Source organism: Arsenicicoccus sp. UBA6765, assembly GCF_002453335.1.
In the GTDB taxonomy this organism is placed as follows: domain Bacteria; phylum Actinomycetota; class Actinomycetes; order Actinomycetales; family Dermatophilaceae; genus Arsenicicoccus; species Arsenicicoccus bolidensis.
Window position 1 is genome coordinate 1 of the sequence record NZ_DKGR01000034.1, and the last position, 12,981, is coordinate 12,981.

General features: G+C 71.6%; 15 protein-coding genes. 10 read left to right on the plus strand and 5 right to left on the minus strand.

The window, feature by feature from the left end:
• Positions 1 to 26: 26 nt before the first annotated feature.
• From B4K29_RS10060 to B4K29_RS10070, 3 genes are all read left to right on the plus strand, one after another.
• Complete coding sequence (locus tag B4K29_RS10060) at positions 27 to 584, plus strand: DapH/DapD/GlmU-related protein (RefSeq protein WP_286955510.1); 558 nt, start codon at positions 27 to 29, stop codon at positions 582 to 584.
• Positions 581 to 1,126 (plus strand): dihydrofolate reductase family protein, encoded by a 546-nt coding sequence (locus B4K29_RS10065; RefSeq protein ID WP_286967210.1) that lies wholly within the window; start codon positions 581 to 583, stop codon positions 1,124 to 1,126. The genes B4K29_RS10060 and B4K29_RS10065 overlap by 4 nt, the downstream gene beginning before the upstream one ends.
• Positions 1,127 to 1,376: 250 nt before the next feature.
• The gene (locus B4K29_RS10070) at positions 1,377 to 1,871 is read left to right on the plus strand and encodes a diadenosine tetraphosphate hydrolase (RefSeq protein WP_286967211.1); all 495 of its coding nucleotides are present in this window, start codon (positions 1,377 to 1,379) and stop codon (positions 1,869 to 1,871) included.
• 152 nt (positions 1,872 to 2,023) lie between these two features.
• Here the strand turns inward: B4K29_RS10070 and B4K29_RS10075 are convergent, their stop codons facing one another.
• Both B4K29_RS10075 and B4K29_RS10080 read right to left on the minus strand, forming a co-directional pair.
• Positions 2,024 to 3,346 (minus strand): NtaA/DmoA family FMN-dependent monooxygenase, encoded by a 1,323-nt coding sequence (locus tag B4K29_RS10075; protein WP_286967212.1) that lies wholly within the window; start codon positions 3,344 to 3,346, stop codon positions 2,024 to 2,026.
• 27 nt (positions 3,347 to 3,373) lie between these two features.
• Entirely contained in the window at positions 3,374 to 3,880 is a 507-nt protein-coding gene (locus tag B4K29_RS10080) for a flavin reductase family protein (protein ID WP_286967213.1), read from the minus strand.
• Between the two features lie 95 nt (positions 3,881 to 3,975).
• Between B4K29_RS10080 and B4K29_RS10085 the strand changes: the two genes are divergently transcribed.
• Positions 3,976 to 4,578, plus strand: a complete 603-nt coding sequence (locus B4K29_RS10085) for a TetR/AcrR family transcriptional regulator (protein WP_019284387.1) — start codon at positions 3,976 to 3,978, stop codon at positions 4,576 to 4,578.
• An 8-nt stretch (positions 4,579 to 4,586) separates the two neighbouring features.
• On the opposite strand, the gene B4K29_RS10090 is transcribed toward B4K29_RS10085, so the two are convergent.
• Positions 4,587 to 5,093 carry a YbaK/EbsC family protein gene (locus B4K29_RS10090; protein ID WP_286967215.1) on the minus strand — a complete coding sequence of 169 codons (507 nt, stop codon included), beginning with the start codon at positions 5,091 to 5,093 and terminating at the stop codon, positions 4,587 to 4,589.
• A 77-nt stretch (positions 5,094 to 5,170) separates the two neighbouring features.
• A complete protein-coding gene (locus B4K29_RS10095) occupies positions 5,171 to 6,502 on the minus strand; it encodes an aminotransferase class V-fold PLP-dependent enzyme (protein ID WP_286967217.1) in 1,332 nt (443 codons plus the stop codon).
• 172 nt (positions 6,503 to 6,674) lie between these two features.
• Between B4K29_RS10095 and B4K29_RS10100 the strand changes: the two genes are divergently transcribed.
• Together B4K29_RS10100 and B4K29_RS10105 are read left to right on the plus strand one after the other, a co-directional pair.
• On the plus strand, positions 6,675 to 7,481 hold the full coding sequence (locus B4K29_RS10100) for an NADPH-dependent F420 reductase (protein WP_286960610.1): 807 nt from the start codon (positions 6,675 to 6,677) through the stop codon (positions 7,479 to 7,481).
• Positions 7,482 to 7,489: 8 nt separating this feature from the next.
• The gene (locus B4K29_RS10105) at positions 7,490 to 8,284 is read left to right on the plus strand and encodes an NADPH-dependent F420 reductase (RefSeq protein ID WP_286955494.1); all 795 of its coding nucleotides are present in this window, start codon (positions 7,490 to 7,492) and stop codon (positions 8,282 to 8,284) included.
• 29 nt (positions 8,285 to 8,313) lie between these two features.
• Here the strand turns inward: B4K29_RS10105 and B4K29_RS10110 are convergent, their stop codons facing one another.
• On the minus strand, positions 8,314 to 9,426 hold the full coding sequence (locus tag B4K29_RS10110; RefSeq protein WP_286955492.1) for a PLP-dependent cysteine synthase family protein: 1,113 nt from the start codon (positions 9,424 to 9,426) through the stop codon (positions 8,314 to 8,316).
• Between the two features lie 90 nt (positions 9,427 to 9,516).
• Between B4K29_RS10110 and fgd the strand changes: the two genes are divergently transcribed.
• From fgd to B4K29_RS10130, 4 genes are read left to right on the plus strand one after another with little or no spacing between them, the layout of a single operon-like run.
• The gene (gene fgd / locus B4K29_RS10115; RefSeq protein WP_286955490.1) at positions 9,517 to 10,578 is read left to right on the plus strand and encodes a glucose-6-phosphate dehydrogenase (coenzyme-F420); all 1,062 of its coding nucleotides are present in this window, start codon (positions 9,517 to 9,519) and stop codon (positions 10,576 to 10,578) included.
• Positions 10,579 to 10,581: 3 nt separating this feature from the next.
• On the plus strand, positions 10,582 to 11,454 hold the full coding sequence (folP, locus tag B4K29_RS10120; RefSeq protein WP_286955489.1) for a dihydropteroate synthase: 873 nt from the start codon (positions 10,582 to 10,584) through the stop codon (positions 11,452 to 11,454).
• Positions 11,451 to 12,077 carry a hypothetical protein gene (locus tag B4K29_RS10125; RefSeq protein WP_286955488.1) on the plus strand — a complete coding sequence of 209 codons (627 nt, stop codon included), beginning with the start codon at positions 11,451 to 11,453 and terminating at the stop codon, positions 12,075 to 12,077. Before folP ends, B4K29_RS10125 begins: the two co-directional genes overlap by 4 nt.
• Positions 12,074 to 12,841, plus strand: a complete 768-nt coding sequence (locus B4K29_RS10130; protein WP_286960614.1) for a dihydrofolate reductase family protein — start codon at positions 12,074 to 12,076, stop codon at positions 12,839 to 12,841. The genes B4K29_RS10125 and B4K29_RS10130 overlap by 4 nt, the downstream gene beginning before the upstream one ends.
• Positions 12,842 to 12,981: the final 140 nt, after the last annotated feature.

Sequence of the window (12,981 nt, forward strand, 5' to 3'; positions counted from 1 at the left end):
ACGGAAGCGTCAGAAGAGCCGAATTTCTGGACCACTGCAACAGCGGTGCCGTGATCGAGGACGGTTCGGAGGCGCACCGGTTCATGCACGCGGCGTCCCAGGAGGCGTTGCGGACGTTGGCGAAGCTGAACGGCTCCTACCGCACCCCCGAGGAGGTGCGGGCCCTGATGAGCGAGCTGACCGGGCGGCCGGTGCCGGAGTCGCTGGCGGTGTTCCCGCCGTTCTACAGCGAGTTCGGCAAGAACCTGCACCTCGGCGAGGACGTGTTCATCAACATCGGCTGCCGCTTCCAGGACGCCGGGGGCATCACCATCGGGGACGGCTCGCTGATCGGGCACGGCAGCACGCTGACGACGCTCGACCACGGCGTCGACCCGGACCGGCGCGCCGACATGATCCCCGCGCCGATCGTGATCGGCCGCAAGGTCTGGCTGGGCGCCTCGGTCACCCTCGTGCCGGGCGTGACCATCGGGGACGGCGCGATCGTCGGCGCCGGCGCCGTGGTGACCAAGGACGTGCCCGCCAACGCGATCGTCGCCGGCGTCCCGGCCCGCGTGATCCGCATGACCGGCTTCGACGCATGACCAGCACGATCTTCTACACCGCCACGACGCTCGACGGCTACCTCGCCGACGAGAACGACTCTCTCGAATGGCTTTTCGTCCAGGACATCGATCACGCCGGCCCCAACAGCCACGACGCGTTCATGGCCGGGGTCGGCGCGCTCGTCATGGGGCGGACGACGTACGAGTGGCTGCGTCGCCACCTCGAGACGGCGGGGGAGCAGTGGCCGTACGCCGTGCCCGCCTGGGTGCTCAGCCACGCCGAGCTGCCCGGCATCGACGGCGCCGACCTGCGGTGGGCGCAGGGCGACGTCGGGGGCGTGCACGCCGCACTCGTCGAGGCCGCTGACGGCAAGGACGTGTGGGTGGTCGGGGGCGGTGACCTGGCGGCGCAGTTCGCCGACGCCGGGCTGCTCGACCAGCTCGTCGTGTCGATCGCCGGCGTGACCCTGGGATCCGGGCGGCCTTTGTTCCCACGGCGATTCGCGCTGGAGCTCACCGAGGTGACCCGCAACCGGTCGTTCGTCTGCGCCACGTATGACGTGAAGGGCCCGCTCTCCTAGCCCGCCCATCCGCCTGGCCCGCCCCCACGCCTGCGCGGCGAGCCCGATGCGCTCGGTGACGGGCGTGGTCGTGCACAACTGCTGCAGATAGCGGCAACCCGCGTAGCCTGCGCGTTGGGGCACAACAGAATTCGCGGGCGGCGCGTCCCGATGTGCAGCAGTTGTGCACGTTACCCAACCACGGGGAGCCTCGCCACGCCCGTCGCGACCCAGATCCGGGCCGGCGACGACGGAGGCCTAGGGTGGCCGCATGACCGAGGACTGGCGGCGGGACCGCATCGGCGCTGCGCTCGCCGGGGCCAACCCCACCGTCATCGCCCGCCTCCCAGAGAGCTTCGCCGCGATCGGGGACGCCCAGTTCCTCCCCGGCTACTGCGTCCTGCTCGTCGACGACCCGACCATCGGTCAGCTCACGGACCTGCCACGGCCACGACGGCTGCGGTTCCTCGACTCGATGGACCGGCTGGGAGAGGCCGTCTCGGCAGCGTGCCGGGAGCACGACTCCGCCTTTCGCCGCCTCAACTACGAGATCCTCGGCAACACCGACGGATTCCTGCACGCACACGTGTTCGCGCGCTATGAGTGGGAGGACGCCGCTCACGTCGGGCTGCCGGTATGGCGCTACGACCCGGACGCGTTCTATGGCGAGACGACAGCGTTGGGCCCTGCCCACGACTCGCTCCGTCGCTCCATCCGGCGTCACCTCGACGAGCAGCGCCACGAGGACGTGCGCCTGGACGGGTAGCGCCTGGCCGGGGGCAGTGGCGTGCACAACTGCTGCAGATGACGGCACCCCGCCGAGGCCGAGCGTTGGGGCACAACGGAATTCGAGGGCGGCGCGTCTCGTTGTGCAGCAGTTGTGCACGCGCGGAGGCAGTGGGGTGCGCCGCGCGCGGACTAGCTGACGCGCGGGTCGAGACCGTACTGCTCGGGGACGCCGAGGTGCTCGCGCAGCGTGGTGCCTTCGTACTCGGTGTGGAACAGGCCGCGCTCCTGCAGGATCGGGACGACCTCGTCGACGAAGGTATCGATCCCGTCCTCGTAGGCGTCGATCGAGATCCAGAAGCCGTCGGCCGCGCCTGCCTCGAACCACTCCTGCAGGTGATCGGCCGTCACGGAGGCCGGGCCCACCGGCGTGGGGTGGTAGTCGATGACACCGTGGGCGAGGATCTCGCGGATCGTCCACCCCTCGCGCGCCACCTCCAGCGCGCGCGGGGAGCGGGGGTCGAACGGGCTGGGACGAGCGGCCGACAGCTGCTCGGGCGTGAGTGGCTCGTCGATCTGGGAGGGGCTCAGCGGGATGCCCAGCATGGAGCCGAGGTAGGGCACCCGCGTCGGCAGCAGGAACTCGCCGATGCGCAGGCGCCGGTCCACGGCCTCGCGCACGGTGGGGGCGATCGCGGGCATGACGCCGGCGAAGTACTTCACCTCGTCTGGGTCCCGACCCGCCTGCTCGGCGGCGTCGCGGGCGGCCTGGCGCTGGGCGCGGGCATCCTCGATCGTGTAGGCGGCCCCCACGACCCCGCTGGCATAGCGGCCCGCGATGCCGAGGCCGTACTCGCCACCGCCTGCGGAGAAGATGACGGGCTGGCCCTGCTCGGACGGCGGGATCGGCAGCGGGCCCCGCGAGGCGACATACTGCCCCTGCAGGTTGATCGGCCTGATCTGGTCCGGGTCGGCAAAGAGCCCCTGCTCCACGTCCTTGAGCCAGGCGTCCTTGCCCCAGCTGCCCCACAGGGCCTGCACGATCTGGATGGTCTCGTGGGCCCGCTGGTAGCGCTCCGGCCGCGGCGCGATCTCGGCGCCGTGGTTGGCGGCCACGGTGGCGTCGCTGGTGGTGACGGCGTTCCAGCCGATCCGGCCGTGGCTCATGATGTCGAGGGTCTTGAACTGGCGCGCCAGGGTGTACGGCTCGCTGAAGGTCGTGGATCCCGTGGACACGAACCCGATGCGCTCGGTGGCGCGGGCGGCGGCGGCGATCGTCAGCAGGGGGTCGAGGGTCAGCATCGGCGCCTCGTGGGTGAGGTCGCTGGTGAGGCCCGCGAAGTCGGGGAGGAAGAAGAACTGCACCTTGCCGCGCTCGGCGGCCTGGGCGTAGCGCACCTGCGCGTCGAAGCTCGTGTAGTTGCTCGGGTCGACGCCCGGCGCGCGCCAGGCCATCGCCTGGGAGCCGTAGGCGTTGCCGAGCTGCAGGCCGAGGATCATCTGACGGTCACTCATGGGGTTCCTTCTGGCGTTCTCGGGGGGTCAGGCGGCGAGCCGGCGCAGGGTGCTGCCGTGGAAGACGAGCGGTGACTGGTGGGCGTCGCGGTGCAGGCCGAGGACCCGCAGGAGCGTGAGGACGTGGTCGCCGGCGTCGATCTCGGCGTGCCGCGCGACGGTGAAGGTCGCCATGGCGCCGGCCATCAGGACGCTGCCGTCAGCGCCGGTGTGGGTCGCGATGCCGTCGAACCGGGAGTCGGCCGGGCGGCTCAGCGGCCGGATGAGCGACTCGTCCCCGTCGCCGAGGACGCTGATGCCCCAGCGGTCCGCCTGCCGCAGGACCGGCCAGGTGGTCGAGGTGCGGGCGAAGGCCAGCGACACGAGCGGCGGGTCGAGCGACACCGAGCTGAACGAGCTGGCCAGCAGCCCGACCGTCCGCCCCTGGACCTGCGCGGCCACGACGGCGATGCCGGTGGGGAACGCGGACAGGGCGTGCCGCATGGCGTCCGGGGTGGGGGAGGCGGTGGCGTCGCGGAGCGGATTGGTCTTCATGGGCTTCCTAGGCGAGAATGAGGAGAAGGTCTCCGTTTCACCGTCCACGATACGGAGAGCATCTCCGCTACGCAAACCCAGAGGGATCCAGAGCCATGACTACACCCGCAGCCAGCAGGCCCACGCGCACCGACGCGCAGCGGAACCGGGCGCACATCATCGCGGTCGCCGAGGAGGGGTTCGCGGACCTGGGGGTCGAGGTGTCGATGGACGCCATCGCCAAGCGCGCCGGGGTCGGCGCGGGCACCCTCTATCGCCACTTCCCGAGCCGCGAGGCGCTGGTCGCCGCGGTCATGGAGGCGCGCAGCCCGGACCTCGAGCGCGAGCGGGTCGCCATCGAGGACGGCGAGTCGGACTCCCGGGTGGCACTGGAGCGGTGGCTCGACGCGGTCAGTGCCTTCATGCGGGCGTATGACGGACTGCCCGACCCGCTCCGATCGGCGCTGCGCGAGCAGGGATCCCCCCTCGCGCCGACCTGCCAGGACGTGATCGCCACCACCGACCGCTTCCTGGCGGCGGCGCAGCGAGACGGCCACGCGCGCAAGGGGATCCGTGGTCGGGACCTCTATCTCGGGACGCTGGCCGTCGTGTGGGCGGCGGGCACGGAGTCTGCGGACGGGTCCGTCGAGCAGGGGTTGCGAGAGATGCTGCGCTCCGGCTGGGCCCTCAACGGTGAGGGCGCCGCACCCGCCTCCTGACAGCCGGCTCAGTCGCCGGCGACCTGCACGACCTCGCCGCCCGTGACGCGGACGAGCTCGTCGAAGGTGATGGGGAACAACGTGTCCGGCGTCCCGCCCGCGGCCCACAACTGCTCGTGCTGCCGCAGCGCCTCGTCGACGACGGTGCGCAGGGGAGCGGGGTGCCCGACCGGGGCGACGCCACCGATGACCTGCCCCGTGGCGTAGCGCACCTCGTCGGCGGACGCCATGTGCACCTCGACGACGCCGAGCGCGCGCTCGAGCACCTCGAAGTCGACCCGGTGCGCGCCGCTGGTCATCGCCAGGATGGGCGCGCCGTCGGCCATGATCACCAGCGAGTTGGCGATGGCGCCGACCTCGCAGTCCATCGCCTCCGCTGCGTCCTTGGCCGTGCGGGCGGGCTCCTCCAGCACCCGCACCCGGCTCTCGACGCCGGCCTCGTCCAGTGCGGCCTGCACGTCCTGGGCGCGGCGCGGGAGGTCGGAGGAGGGGGTGGCGTCGGGCGCAGTCGTCATACGGCCCAGCCCATCACGACCGGTCGTATGCCGCCAACCTGCGCCCACCCCTCGGCCGGCGCGATGGCGGGCCGGGCTCAGAAGACGCGGGTGATCTCTGTCAGGGCGCGGGCCATCCGGTCGCTGTCGCGGGCGCTGGAGTAGAGGCCGGGCGTGACCCGCACGACCTCGCCCCTCGCGACGCCCCCGCGGCGCACCGTGAAGATGTGGTGCCGCTCCATGAGCCACGCCGTCATGGCCGTGGTGTCGGCCTTGGTGACGCGCCCCTGGACCCGGAACGACGTGAGCGCGGAGTACATGCGGGGGTCGTCGGGGGTCAGGATCTGCAGCCGCGGCACGTCGCGGACCTGGCGGACCCACCGGTCACGCAGGTACTGCAGGCGCGCGTGCTTGTTGGCGACCCCGATGGACTCGTGCAGGTCCAGCGCGACCTGGAGGGAGAGCAGGTTGGCGCTGTTGGACGTGCCCGTGTGCACCCGCGAGCGGATGTCCGTGGCGGGGTAGTCCTGGTCGCCGTGGTCGCGGTCGATGTCGGCCAGCCGGTCCTTGCGGATGTACATGAACCCGATCCCGAGCGGCGCGCTGATCCACTTGTGCAGGTTGTAGCCCACGAACGCGGCCCCGAGATCCTTGGCGGTGAAGGGGATCTGGCCCCACGAGTGGGCGGCGTCCACGATCACGTCCACGCCCCGTGCCGCCGCCATGGCGACGATCTCCCGCACCGGCATCACCAGGCCGGTGCGGTGCGAGAGGTGCGTGAGGAGGAGGAGCCTGGCCTTGGGGTTGGCCTTGAGGAAGGACTCGTAGTACGCGAGCACCGAGGCGTGCGTGGCGGGCTCGGGGATGACGCCCTTGACGACGGTGACGCCGCGTCGGTCCTTGAGCCAGTCCATGGCGTACTGCATCGAGTCGTAGTCCAGGTCGACGTACAGCACCTGGTCGCCCGGGCGGAGCTTGTTGTAGCCGCCGATCAGGTTCTGCAGCGCCTCGGTGGCGCCACGGGTGAGCGCGATCTCCTCGACCGAGACGCCCAGCAGCCGGGCGACGCGCTCGCGGGCCGCCTGCTCCTTGGCGGGGTAGGCCGTGCGCATGAAGTAGGAGCTGTCGCGGGCCAGCACGTCGATGTGGTGCTTGTACTCCTCTACGACGCGTCGTGGGGTGGTGCCGAAGTAGCCGTTCTCGTAGTTGACGTAGTCGCGGGGCAGGTCGTACTCGGCGCGGACCCTCGCCCAGAACCGCTCGTCCCGGGCCAGCCGGGCAGCGGGGACGTCGGGCGCCTTGGGCATGGGACGGGGGCGGCGACCCGGCCCCGACGAGGCCTGGGCCTGCAGGGGAGAGGCCAGGACGGCGGCGCCGCCGATGGCGCTCGCACCCGCTCCGGCCAGGACGTGGCGGCGGTCGATGTCCATGTCGATGTCCTTCCAGCACACGGGCGCCGGCGCTCCAGCGCGCATGCGACCAGCCCACTCCCACCAGGTGGCCGGGCCGTGGCCGAGGCGTGACGTCGACGTGTCGAGGCGGACAACCGATCGGGCCGTATGGCGGCGACCGCCCGGCAGCATGCGGGCGGCACGCGTCGGAATGATCCGGACCATCTCTCCGTTTGCTCGGACGACACCCGACAACCACGAGAGGTCTCTCATGAACATCGGCATCATCGGCGCGGGCAACATCGGCGGCGTCCTGGCCCGCCGCCTGCCGACCAAGGGTCACCAGGTCAAGATCGCGAACTCGCGCGGCCCCGAGACGCTGGACGCGGAGGTCACGTCGACCGGCGCCCATGGCGTGACGGCGGAGGAGGCGGCGACGGACGTCGACGTCCTCATCCTCTCCATCCCGCTGAGCCGCATCCCGGACCTGGCCCCGATCGTCGGCACCCTGCCCGCCGAGACCGTGGTGATCGACACCGGCAACTACTACCCAGCCCGCGACGGAGCGATCGAGGCCCTCGACGGCGGTCAGGTCGAGAGCGAGTGGGTGTCCGAGCAGTTGGGGCGCCCCGTCCTCAAGGCGTGGAACGCCATCCTCGCCCAGCGCCTCGTCGACGGAGACCGCGAGGCGGGGGACCCCGAGCGGACCGCGATCCCGGTCGCGGGTGACGGTGAGGACGCCAAGAGCGTCGCGCTTGGCCTGGTGGAGGACAGCGGCTTCGACGCGGTCGACGCGGGCTCCCTCGCCGAGTCCTGGCGCCAGCAGCCGGGATCGCCCGTCTACTGCACCAGCCTTACGGCCGCGGAGGTGCCCGATGCTCTGGCGGCGGCGCAGCGCGACCGCTCGGCGGGGCGGCGGGACCTGGCGATAGCGGTCATCACCGACCGCGCGCAGGACCCCACCCGCACGGTCGACGGGGACTTCCTCACGCGGCTGAACCGCGTGCTCTACCAGTGAGCACGGACATGGCAGACGGAGCACGGCCACAGAGTCACGGACGAGAGGAACGACAGCACATGAAGATCGCCATCATCGGCACGGGACACATCGGCAAGACCCTGGTGCGCAAGCTCAGCGCCGCCGGCCACGACGTCGCGGTCGCGAACTCGCGCGGCCCCGAGACCATCGAGGCAGACCTGCTCGCGGACGGTGCACGCGCGGCCTCGGCACCGGACGCCGTCGGCGGGGCCGAGGTCGTCATCCTCTCCGTCCCGCTGAGCCGGATCCCGCAGCTGGCCCCCCTGATCCGGGAGCTGCCTCAGGAGACGGTCGTCGTCGACACCTCCAACTACTACCCGCAGCGCGACGGTGTGATCGAGGGCATCGAGGCAGGTCAGGCCGAGAGTCTCTGGGTCTCGGAGCAGCTGGGACGCCGGGTCGTCAAGGCGTGGAACATGATCGGGAGCCACGCGCTGTCCGACAAGGGCCTGCCTGCCGGCGACCCGGATCGACTCGCGGTGGCGGTGGCTGGTGACGAGCGTGGTCGCCGGGTCGGGATGGCGCTGGTCGAGGACACCGGCTTCGACGGTTTCGACGCGGGCTCGCTCGAGGAGTCCTGGCGGCAGCAGCCTGGGACGCCGGCCTACGGCACGGAGCTCACGAGCGCCCAGTTGCCGGACGCGCTGGCGACGGCCGACGCGGCCCGGGCGCCGAAGCGACGTGACCTGTCGGTCGCGGCCATCGCGGAGCGGGTCGGCGACGGGACGACCAACCCGGACTCGGACTACGGCACCCGGTTGTCCCGAGCCCTGTTCATGTAGGCGTGCGGGACCCTCGGCGCGCGCTGCGATCAAGGCTCGAGCCAGACGCCCTGGTCCAGCGCGCGCTCGAAGGTCGGGATCCACCGGTCGACGTCGAGCCCCTTGCGGGACAACCACTCTCGTGAGTAGTAGCTGTCGGCGTAGCGTCCGCCGCCGTCGCACAGCAGCGTCACCACGGACCCCTGCTGGCCGCGAGAACGCATCTCGCACACCACCTTCAGCGCCCCGAAGAGGTTGGTGCCGGTCGACCCTCCGGCGAACAACCCGGTGCGGGAGCGCAGCACGTGGATGCCAGCGATGGAGGCGGCGTCCGGGACGGAGATCATCCGGTCGACGACGCCGGCGATGAAGCTCGGCTCCACCCGAGGACGCCCGATGCCCTCGATCCGCGAGCCGACGCACGTCGTGACGCCTGCGTCCGCGTCGCACCACGCGTCGAAGAAGGCGGAGTTCTCGGGGTCCGTGACGCACAGGCGGGTCAGGTGTCCGCCATACCGCAGGTGCCGGCCGATGGTCGCGGAGGTGCCACCGGTCCCGGCGGCGGTGACGATCCACGCGGGGTCGGGGTGCGGCTCGAGCCGCATCTGCTCGAAGATCGACTCGGCGATGTTGTTGTTGCCCCGCCAGTCGGTGGCGCGCTCGGCGAAGGTGAACTGGTCCATGTAGTGACCACCGAGGCGCTCGGCGAGCTCGATGGCGCGGGGGTAGAGCGTGGCGGGGTCGTCGATGAACTCGCAGCGGCCGCCGTTGCGCTCGATCAGGTCGATCTTGGTCTGGCTGGTCGAGCGCGGCATGACCGCGATGAACTCCAGGCCCAGCAGCCGCGCGAACCACGCCTCGCTGACCGCGGTCGAGCCGCTGGACGCCTCGATGATCGGGGTCTCGGGGCCGACCCACCCGTTGCACAGGGCGTAGAGGAACAGCGACCGCGCGAGGCGGTGCTTGAGCGAGCCCGAGGGGTGGGTGGACTCGTCCTTGAGGTAGAGCTCGATGCCCCAGGCCTCGGGCAGCCGCACGGGCAGCAGGTGCGTGTCGGCGGAGCGGTTGGCGTCGGCCTGGACCGCGCGGATCGCCTGGGCCACCCAGGCTCGCCGGGCGGGGTCGCTGCGATCGACGTCACGTGCGGTGGCCTGCAGGGTCATGGCTCCGAGGGTAGCCTGCAGCCCTATGGTGAAGCGGGCCGGCGACGGCGCCGCCCGTTGGCCCGGACCCACCGACGAAGGAGACGAACCATGGCGTTGCGCATCGGATACAAGGCATCGTCGGAGCAGTTTGCCCCGCGGGAGCTCGCCGACTACGCGGTCCTGGCCGAGGAGCTCGGACTCGACAGCGCGTTCATCGCGGACCACTTCCAGCCGTGGCGTCACACCGGCGGCCACGCCCCGTCCAGCATCCCGTGGCTGGCGCACGTCGCTGCGCGCACCGAGCGGATCGTGCTCGGGACCTCCGTGATGACCCCGACCTTCCGCTACAACCCGGCCATGGTGGCGCAGTCGTTCGCGACGCTGGCGTGCCTGCACCCGGGCCGCCTGGTCCTCGGCGTCGGCACGGGCGAGGCGCTCAACGAGATCGCCGTCGGCTCGGTGCAGGGGGACTGGCCCGAGTTCAAGGAACGCTTCGCGCGGCTCCGCGAGTCCGTCGAGCTCATGCGCCGCCTGTGGACCGAGGAGCGCGTGACCTTCGACGGCGACTACTACCGGACGACGGACGCGACGGTCTACGACCGGCCCGAGTCTCCCGTGCCCGTCTACGTCGCGGCCGGCGGGCCCATGGTCGCGAGGTATGCCGGCCGCAAGGGCGACGGCTTCATCTGCACCTCCGGCAAGGGCCGCGAGCTGTATGCCGACAAGCTCGTCCCCGCCGTCGTGGAGGCTGCGGGCAAGGTGGGACGCGACCCCTCTGGCATCGACCGGATGATCGAGATCAAGTTGTCCTATGACCCGGATCCCGCTGCCGCGCTGGAGAACTGCCGGTTCTGGGCGCCGTTGTCCCTCACCGCCGAGCAGAAGCACTCGTTGCACGACCCCGCCGAGATGGAGGCCGCGGCCGACGCCCTGCCCATCGAGCAGGTGGCCCAGCGCTGGATCGTGGCCTCGACGCCGGAGGAGGTCGTCGAGCAGGTCCGCTTCTACACCGACCTCGGTTTCGACCACCTGGTCCTGCACGGTCCGGGTCACGACCAGGAGCGATACCTGCGGTCCCTGGCGGAGCAGGTGCTCCCTGCGCTGCGCGAGCTTGTTCCCGCGCCGCTGCCCGAGCCGCCGGCGACCGCCTCCGACAGCGAGTCGGCCTGACCCATGGGCGAATCCATCCTGAGACTGGGTCGTCGTTCGTTCACCGCGGACGACCGGCTCGTGATGGCGATCGTCAACCGGACGCCTGACTCGTTCTACGACCAGGGTGCGACCTGGGCCGAGGACGCCGCCCTGCGCCGCGTGGACACGTTGGTCTCAGCCGGAGCGGAGATCGTCGACATCGGCGGGATCAAGGCAGCCCCGGGCGAGGAGATCGGTGAGGCCGAGGAGCGTTCTCGCGTGGTCGATCTCGTGGCGTCCGTCCGCCAGCACCACCCCGGGGTGATCATCAGCGTCGACACCTGGCGCGCGTCGGTGGGGGCGGCAGTGTGCGCGGCAGGGGCGGACCTGCTCAACGACGCGTGGGGCGGTGCCGATCCCGAGCTCGTCGACGTGGCAGCCGAGTTCGACGTGGGGATCGTCTGCACGCACACCGGCGGGGTGCCGGTGCGGACCCGCCCGCATCGTGTGGAGTACGACGACGTCGTCGCATCCGTCATCGACGACACCACCGCCTATGCCGAGCGGGCGGAACGCGCCGGTGTCGCGAGGGACCGGATCATCGTCGACCCCGCCCACGACTTCGGCAAGCAGACCTGGCACTCGCTGGAGGTGACCCGGCGCCTCGACGAGCTCGTCGCCCGCGGCCGGCCGGTGCTGGTATCGCTGTCCAACAAGGACTTCGTGGGGGAGTCGCTCGACCTGCCCGTCGACCAACGCCTGACGGGAACGCTTGCGACCACGGCGATCTCGTCGTGGCACGGCGCGATGATCTATCGCGCGCACGAGGTCTCCGAGACGCGTCAGGTCCTCGACATGGTCTCGACGATCCAGGGCCGGCGCGCGCCCGCGCGGACCGTCCGGGGGCTCGTGTGATCGCGGCGGCCGCGATCTGCCCCCAGCCGGCCGGTCTGCTGCGCGAATACCGCAGCACCGCAGACCCATTCGCCTCGTTGCGGGAGACCTGTCGCGAGGCGGTGTCCCTCGTGCTCGGCGCGGAGCCGCGCCGGTTGGTGGTCGTGGGGGCGGGGCCGGGGCCGGAGGCCCGGCACACGACGCGGGACCCGTTGTCCGTCAGGGTTGCTCGTGAGCTGCTCGAGGGGCTCGACGCTCCCTCGGTGCAGGAGGTGGTCGTGGCACCCGACGAGACCCGCGACGCCGCAGCGTGCCTCGGTCGACAGCTGTGCGAGCTGCCTGGCGACACAGCACTTCTCGTCATCGCCGACGGGTCGGCCCGTCGCGGTGTCAAGGCGCCGGGTTACCTGGACGAGCGTGCCTTCGCCTATGACGACCGGTGGCGCGCGGCCCTGCGGGACGGCGACGTGGACGAGCTGCGCGCCCTGGAGCCGGAGCTCGCCGCCGACCTGCTGGCCCGCGGGCGTGCTCCGCTGCAGGTTCTCGCCGGTGCGGTGGGTGAGAGTCGCGTCCAGAGCACGGTGCTGCTCGACGAGGACCGCTGGGGCGTGGCCTATCTCGTGGGGGTGTGGTCGTGCGGGTGATCCTCGACGACGGGGGACCGGTGGAGGTCCTGGACCACCGTGCAGCGTTGGGCCCGGTCCGTGACCTCGACCAGCTCGCCGAGCTCTACGCGACGCCCGAGGACTGGTGGCGAGCCAACTTCGTGACGACGGTCGACGGCGCGGTCACCGGCGCCGACGGCCGCACCGGCACGATCAACAACGCCGCCGACAAGGTCGTCTTCGACCTGCTTCGGGCGCTGGCGGACGTCGTGGTGGTGGGCGCGGGGACGGCGCGGGCGGAGGGATACGGGCCGGTCCAGCCCCTGACGGACGAGCTGGCCGCGGTGCGCCGCCGGGCCGTGGGCCGGACCACGCCTGCCCGCCTGCTCGTGGTCAGTGCCTCGGCCGAGATCCCCGCCGGTCTGCTCGGCGCGGCACCGGGGGCGGTCATGCTTGCGACGACCTCGCAGGCCCCCGCCGAGGCACTGGGCGAGGCCGTCCGGCAGCTGGGGGAGCCCCACGTGATCGTCGGTGGCGCGGGCCCAGTCGACCCGGTCTGGCTGCGGGGAGAGCTCGTCCGCAGAGGAGCCACCCGGATCCTGTGCGAGGGCGGACCGACCTTGTTGCGAGCGATGCTGCTCGGCGGCGTGCTCGACGAGCTGTGCCTCACCACCTCGCCCCTGCTGGTGGGTGGCCACGGCCCGCGCCTGGTCGAGGGATTGGAGCTGCGGCGCGACATACGACCGGTGCTGGTCCTCGAAGAGAGCGGCACGCTGCTGACCCGCTGGCTCCTAGCCCCCTAGGCGACCGGAAGTGACCCGTCGGGTCGCCGAGCGGTCAACTCGCGCGCCATCCGACCGGAAGTGACCCGTCGGGGCGCGGTCCTCCCCATCTGCCACCTGCACCCGTCCGGAAGTGACCCGTCGGGGCGGCGAGCTCCTCA

Excerpts from the sequence above, each read along its gene's own strand:
- B4K29_RS10070 (WP_286967211.1), top strand. The coding sequence starts at position 1,377 with ATGACCGAGGACTGGCGGCGGGACCGCATCGGCGCTGCGCTCGCCGGG.
- B4K29_RS10095 (WP_286967217.1), bottom strand. The coding sequence starts at position 6,502 with ATGGACATCGACCGCCGCCACGTCCTGGCCGGAGCGGGTGCGAGCGCC.
- B4K29_RS10105 (WP_286955494.1), top strand. The coding sequence starts at position 7,490 with ATGGCAGACGGAGCACGGCCACAGAGTCACGGACGAGAGGAACGACAG.
- B4K29_RS10085 (WP_019284387.1), top strand. The coding sequence starts at position 3,976 with ATGACTACACCCGCAGCCAGCAGGCCCACGCGCACCGACGCGCAGCGG.
- B4K29_RS10080 (WP_286967213.1), bottom strand. The coding sequence starts at position 3,880 with ATGAAGACCAATCCGCTCCGCGACGCCACCGCCTCCCCCACCCCGGAC.
- B4K29_RS10090 (WP_286967215.1), bottom strand. The coding sequence starts at position 5,093 with ATGACGACTGCGCCCGACGCCACCCCCTCCTCCGACCTCCCGCGCCGC.
- B4K29_RS10065 (WP_286967210.1), top strand. The coding sequence starts at position 581 with ATGACCAGCACGATCTTCTACACCGCCACGACGCTCGACGGCTACCTC.
- folP (WP_286955489.1), top strand. The coding sequence starts at position 10,582 with ATGGGCGAATCCATCCTGAGACTGGGTCGTCGTTCGTTCACCGCGGAC.
- B4K29_RS10100 (WP_286960610.1), top strand. The coding sequence starts at position 6,675 with ATGATCCGGACCATCTCTCCGTTTGCTCGGACGACACCCGACAACCAC.
- B4K29_RS10110 (WP_286955492.1), bottom strand. The coding sequence starts at position 9,426 with ATGACCCTGCAGGCCACCGCACGTGACGTCGATCGCAGCGACCCCGCC.
- fgd (WP_286955490.1), top strand. The coding sequence starts at position 9,517 with ATGGCGTTGCGCATCGGATACAAGGCATCGTCGGAGCAGTTTGCCCCG.
- B4K29_RS10075 (WP_286967212.1), bottom strand. The coding sequence starts at position 3,346 with ATGAGTGACCGTCAGATGATCCTCGGCCTGCAGCTCGGCAACGCCTAC.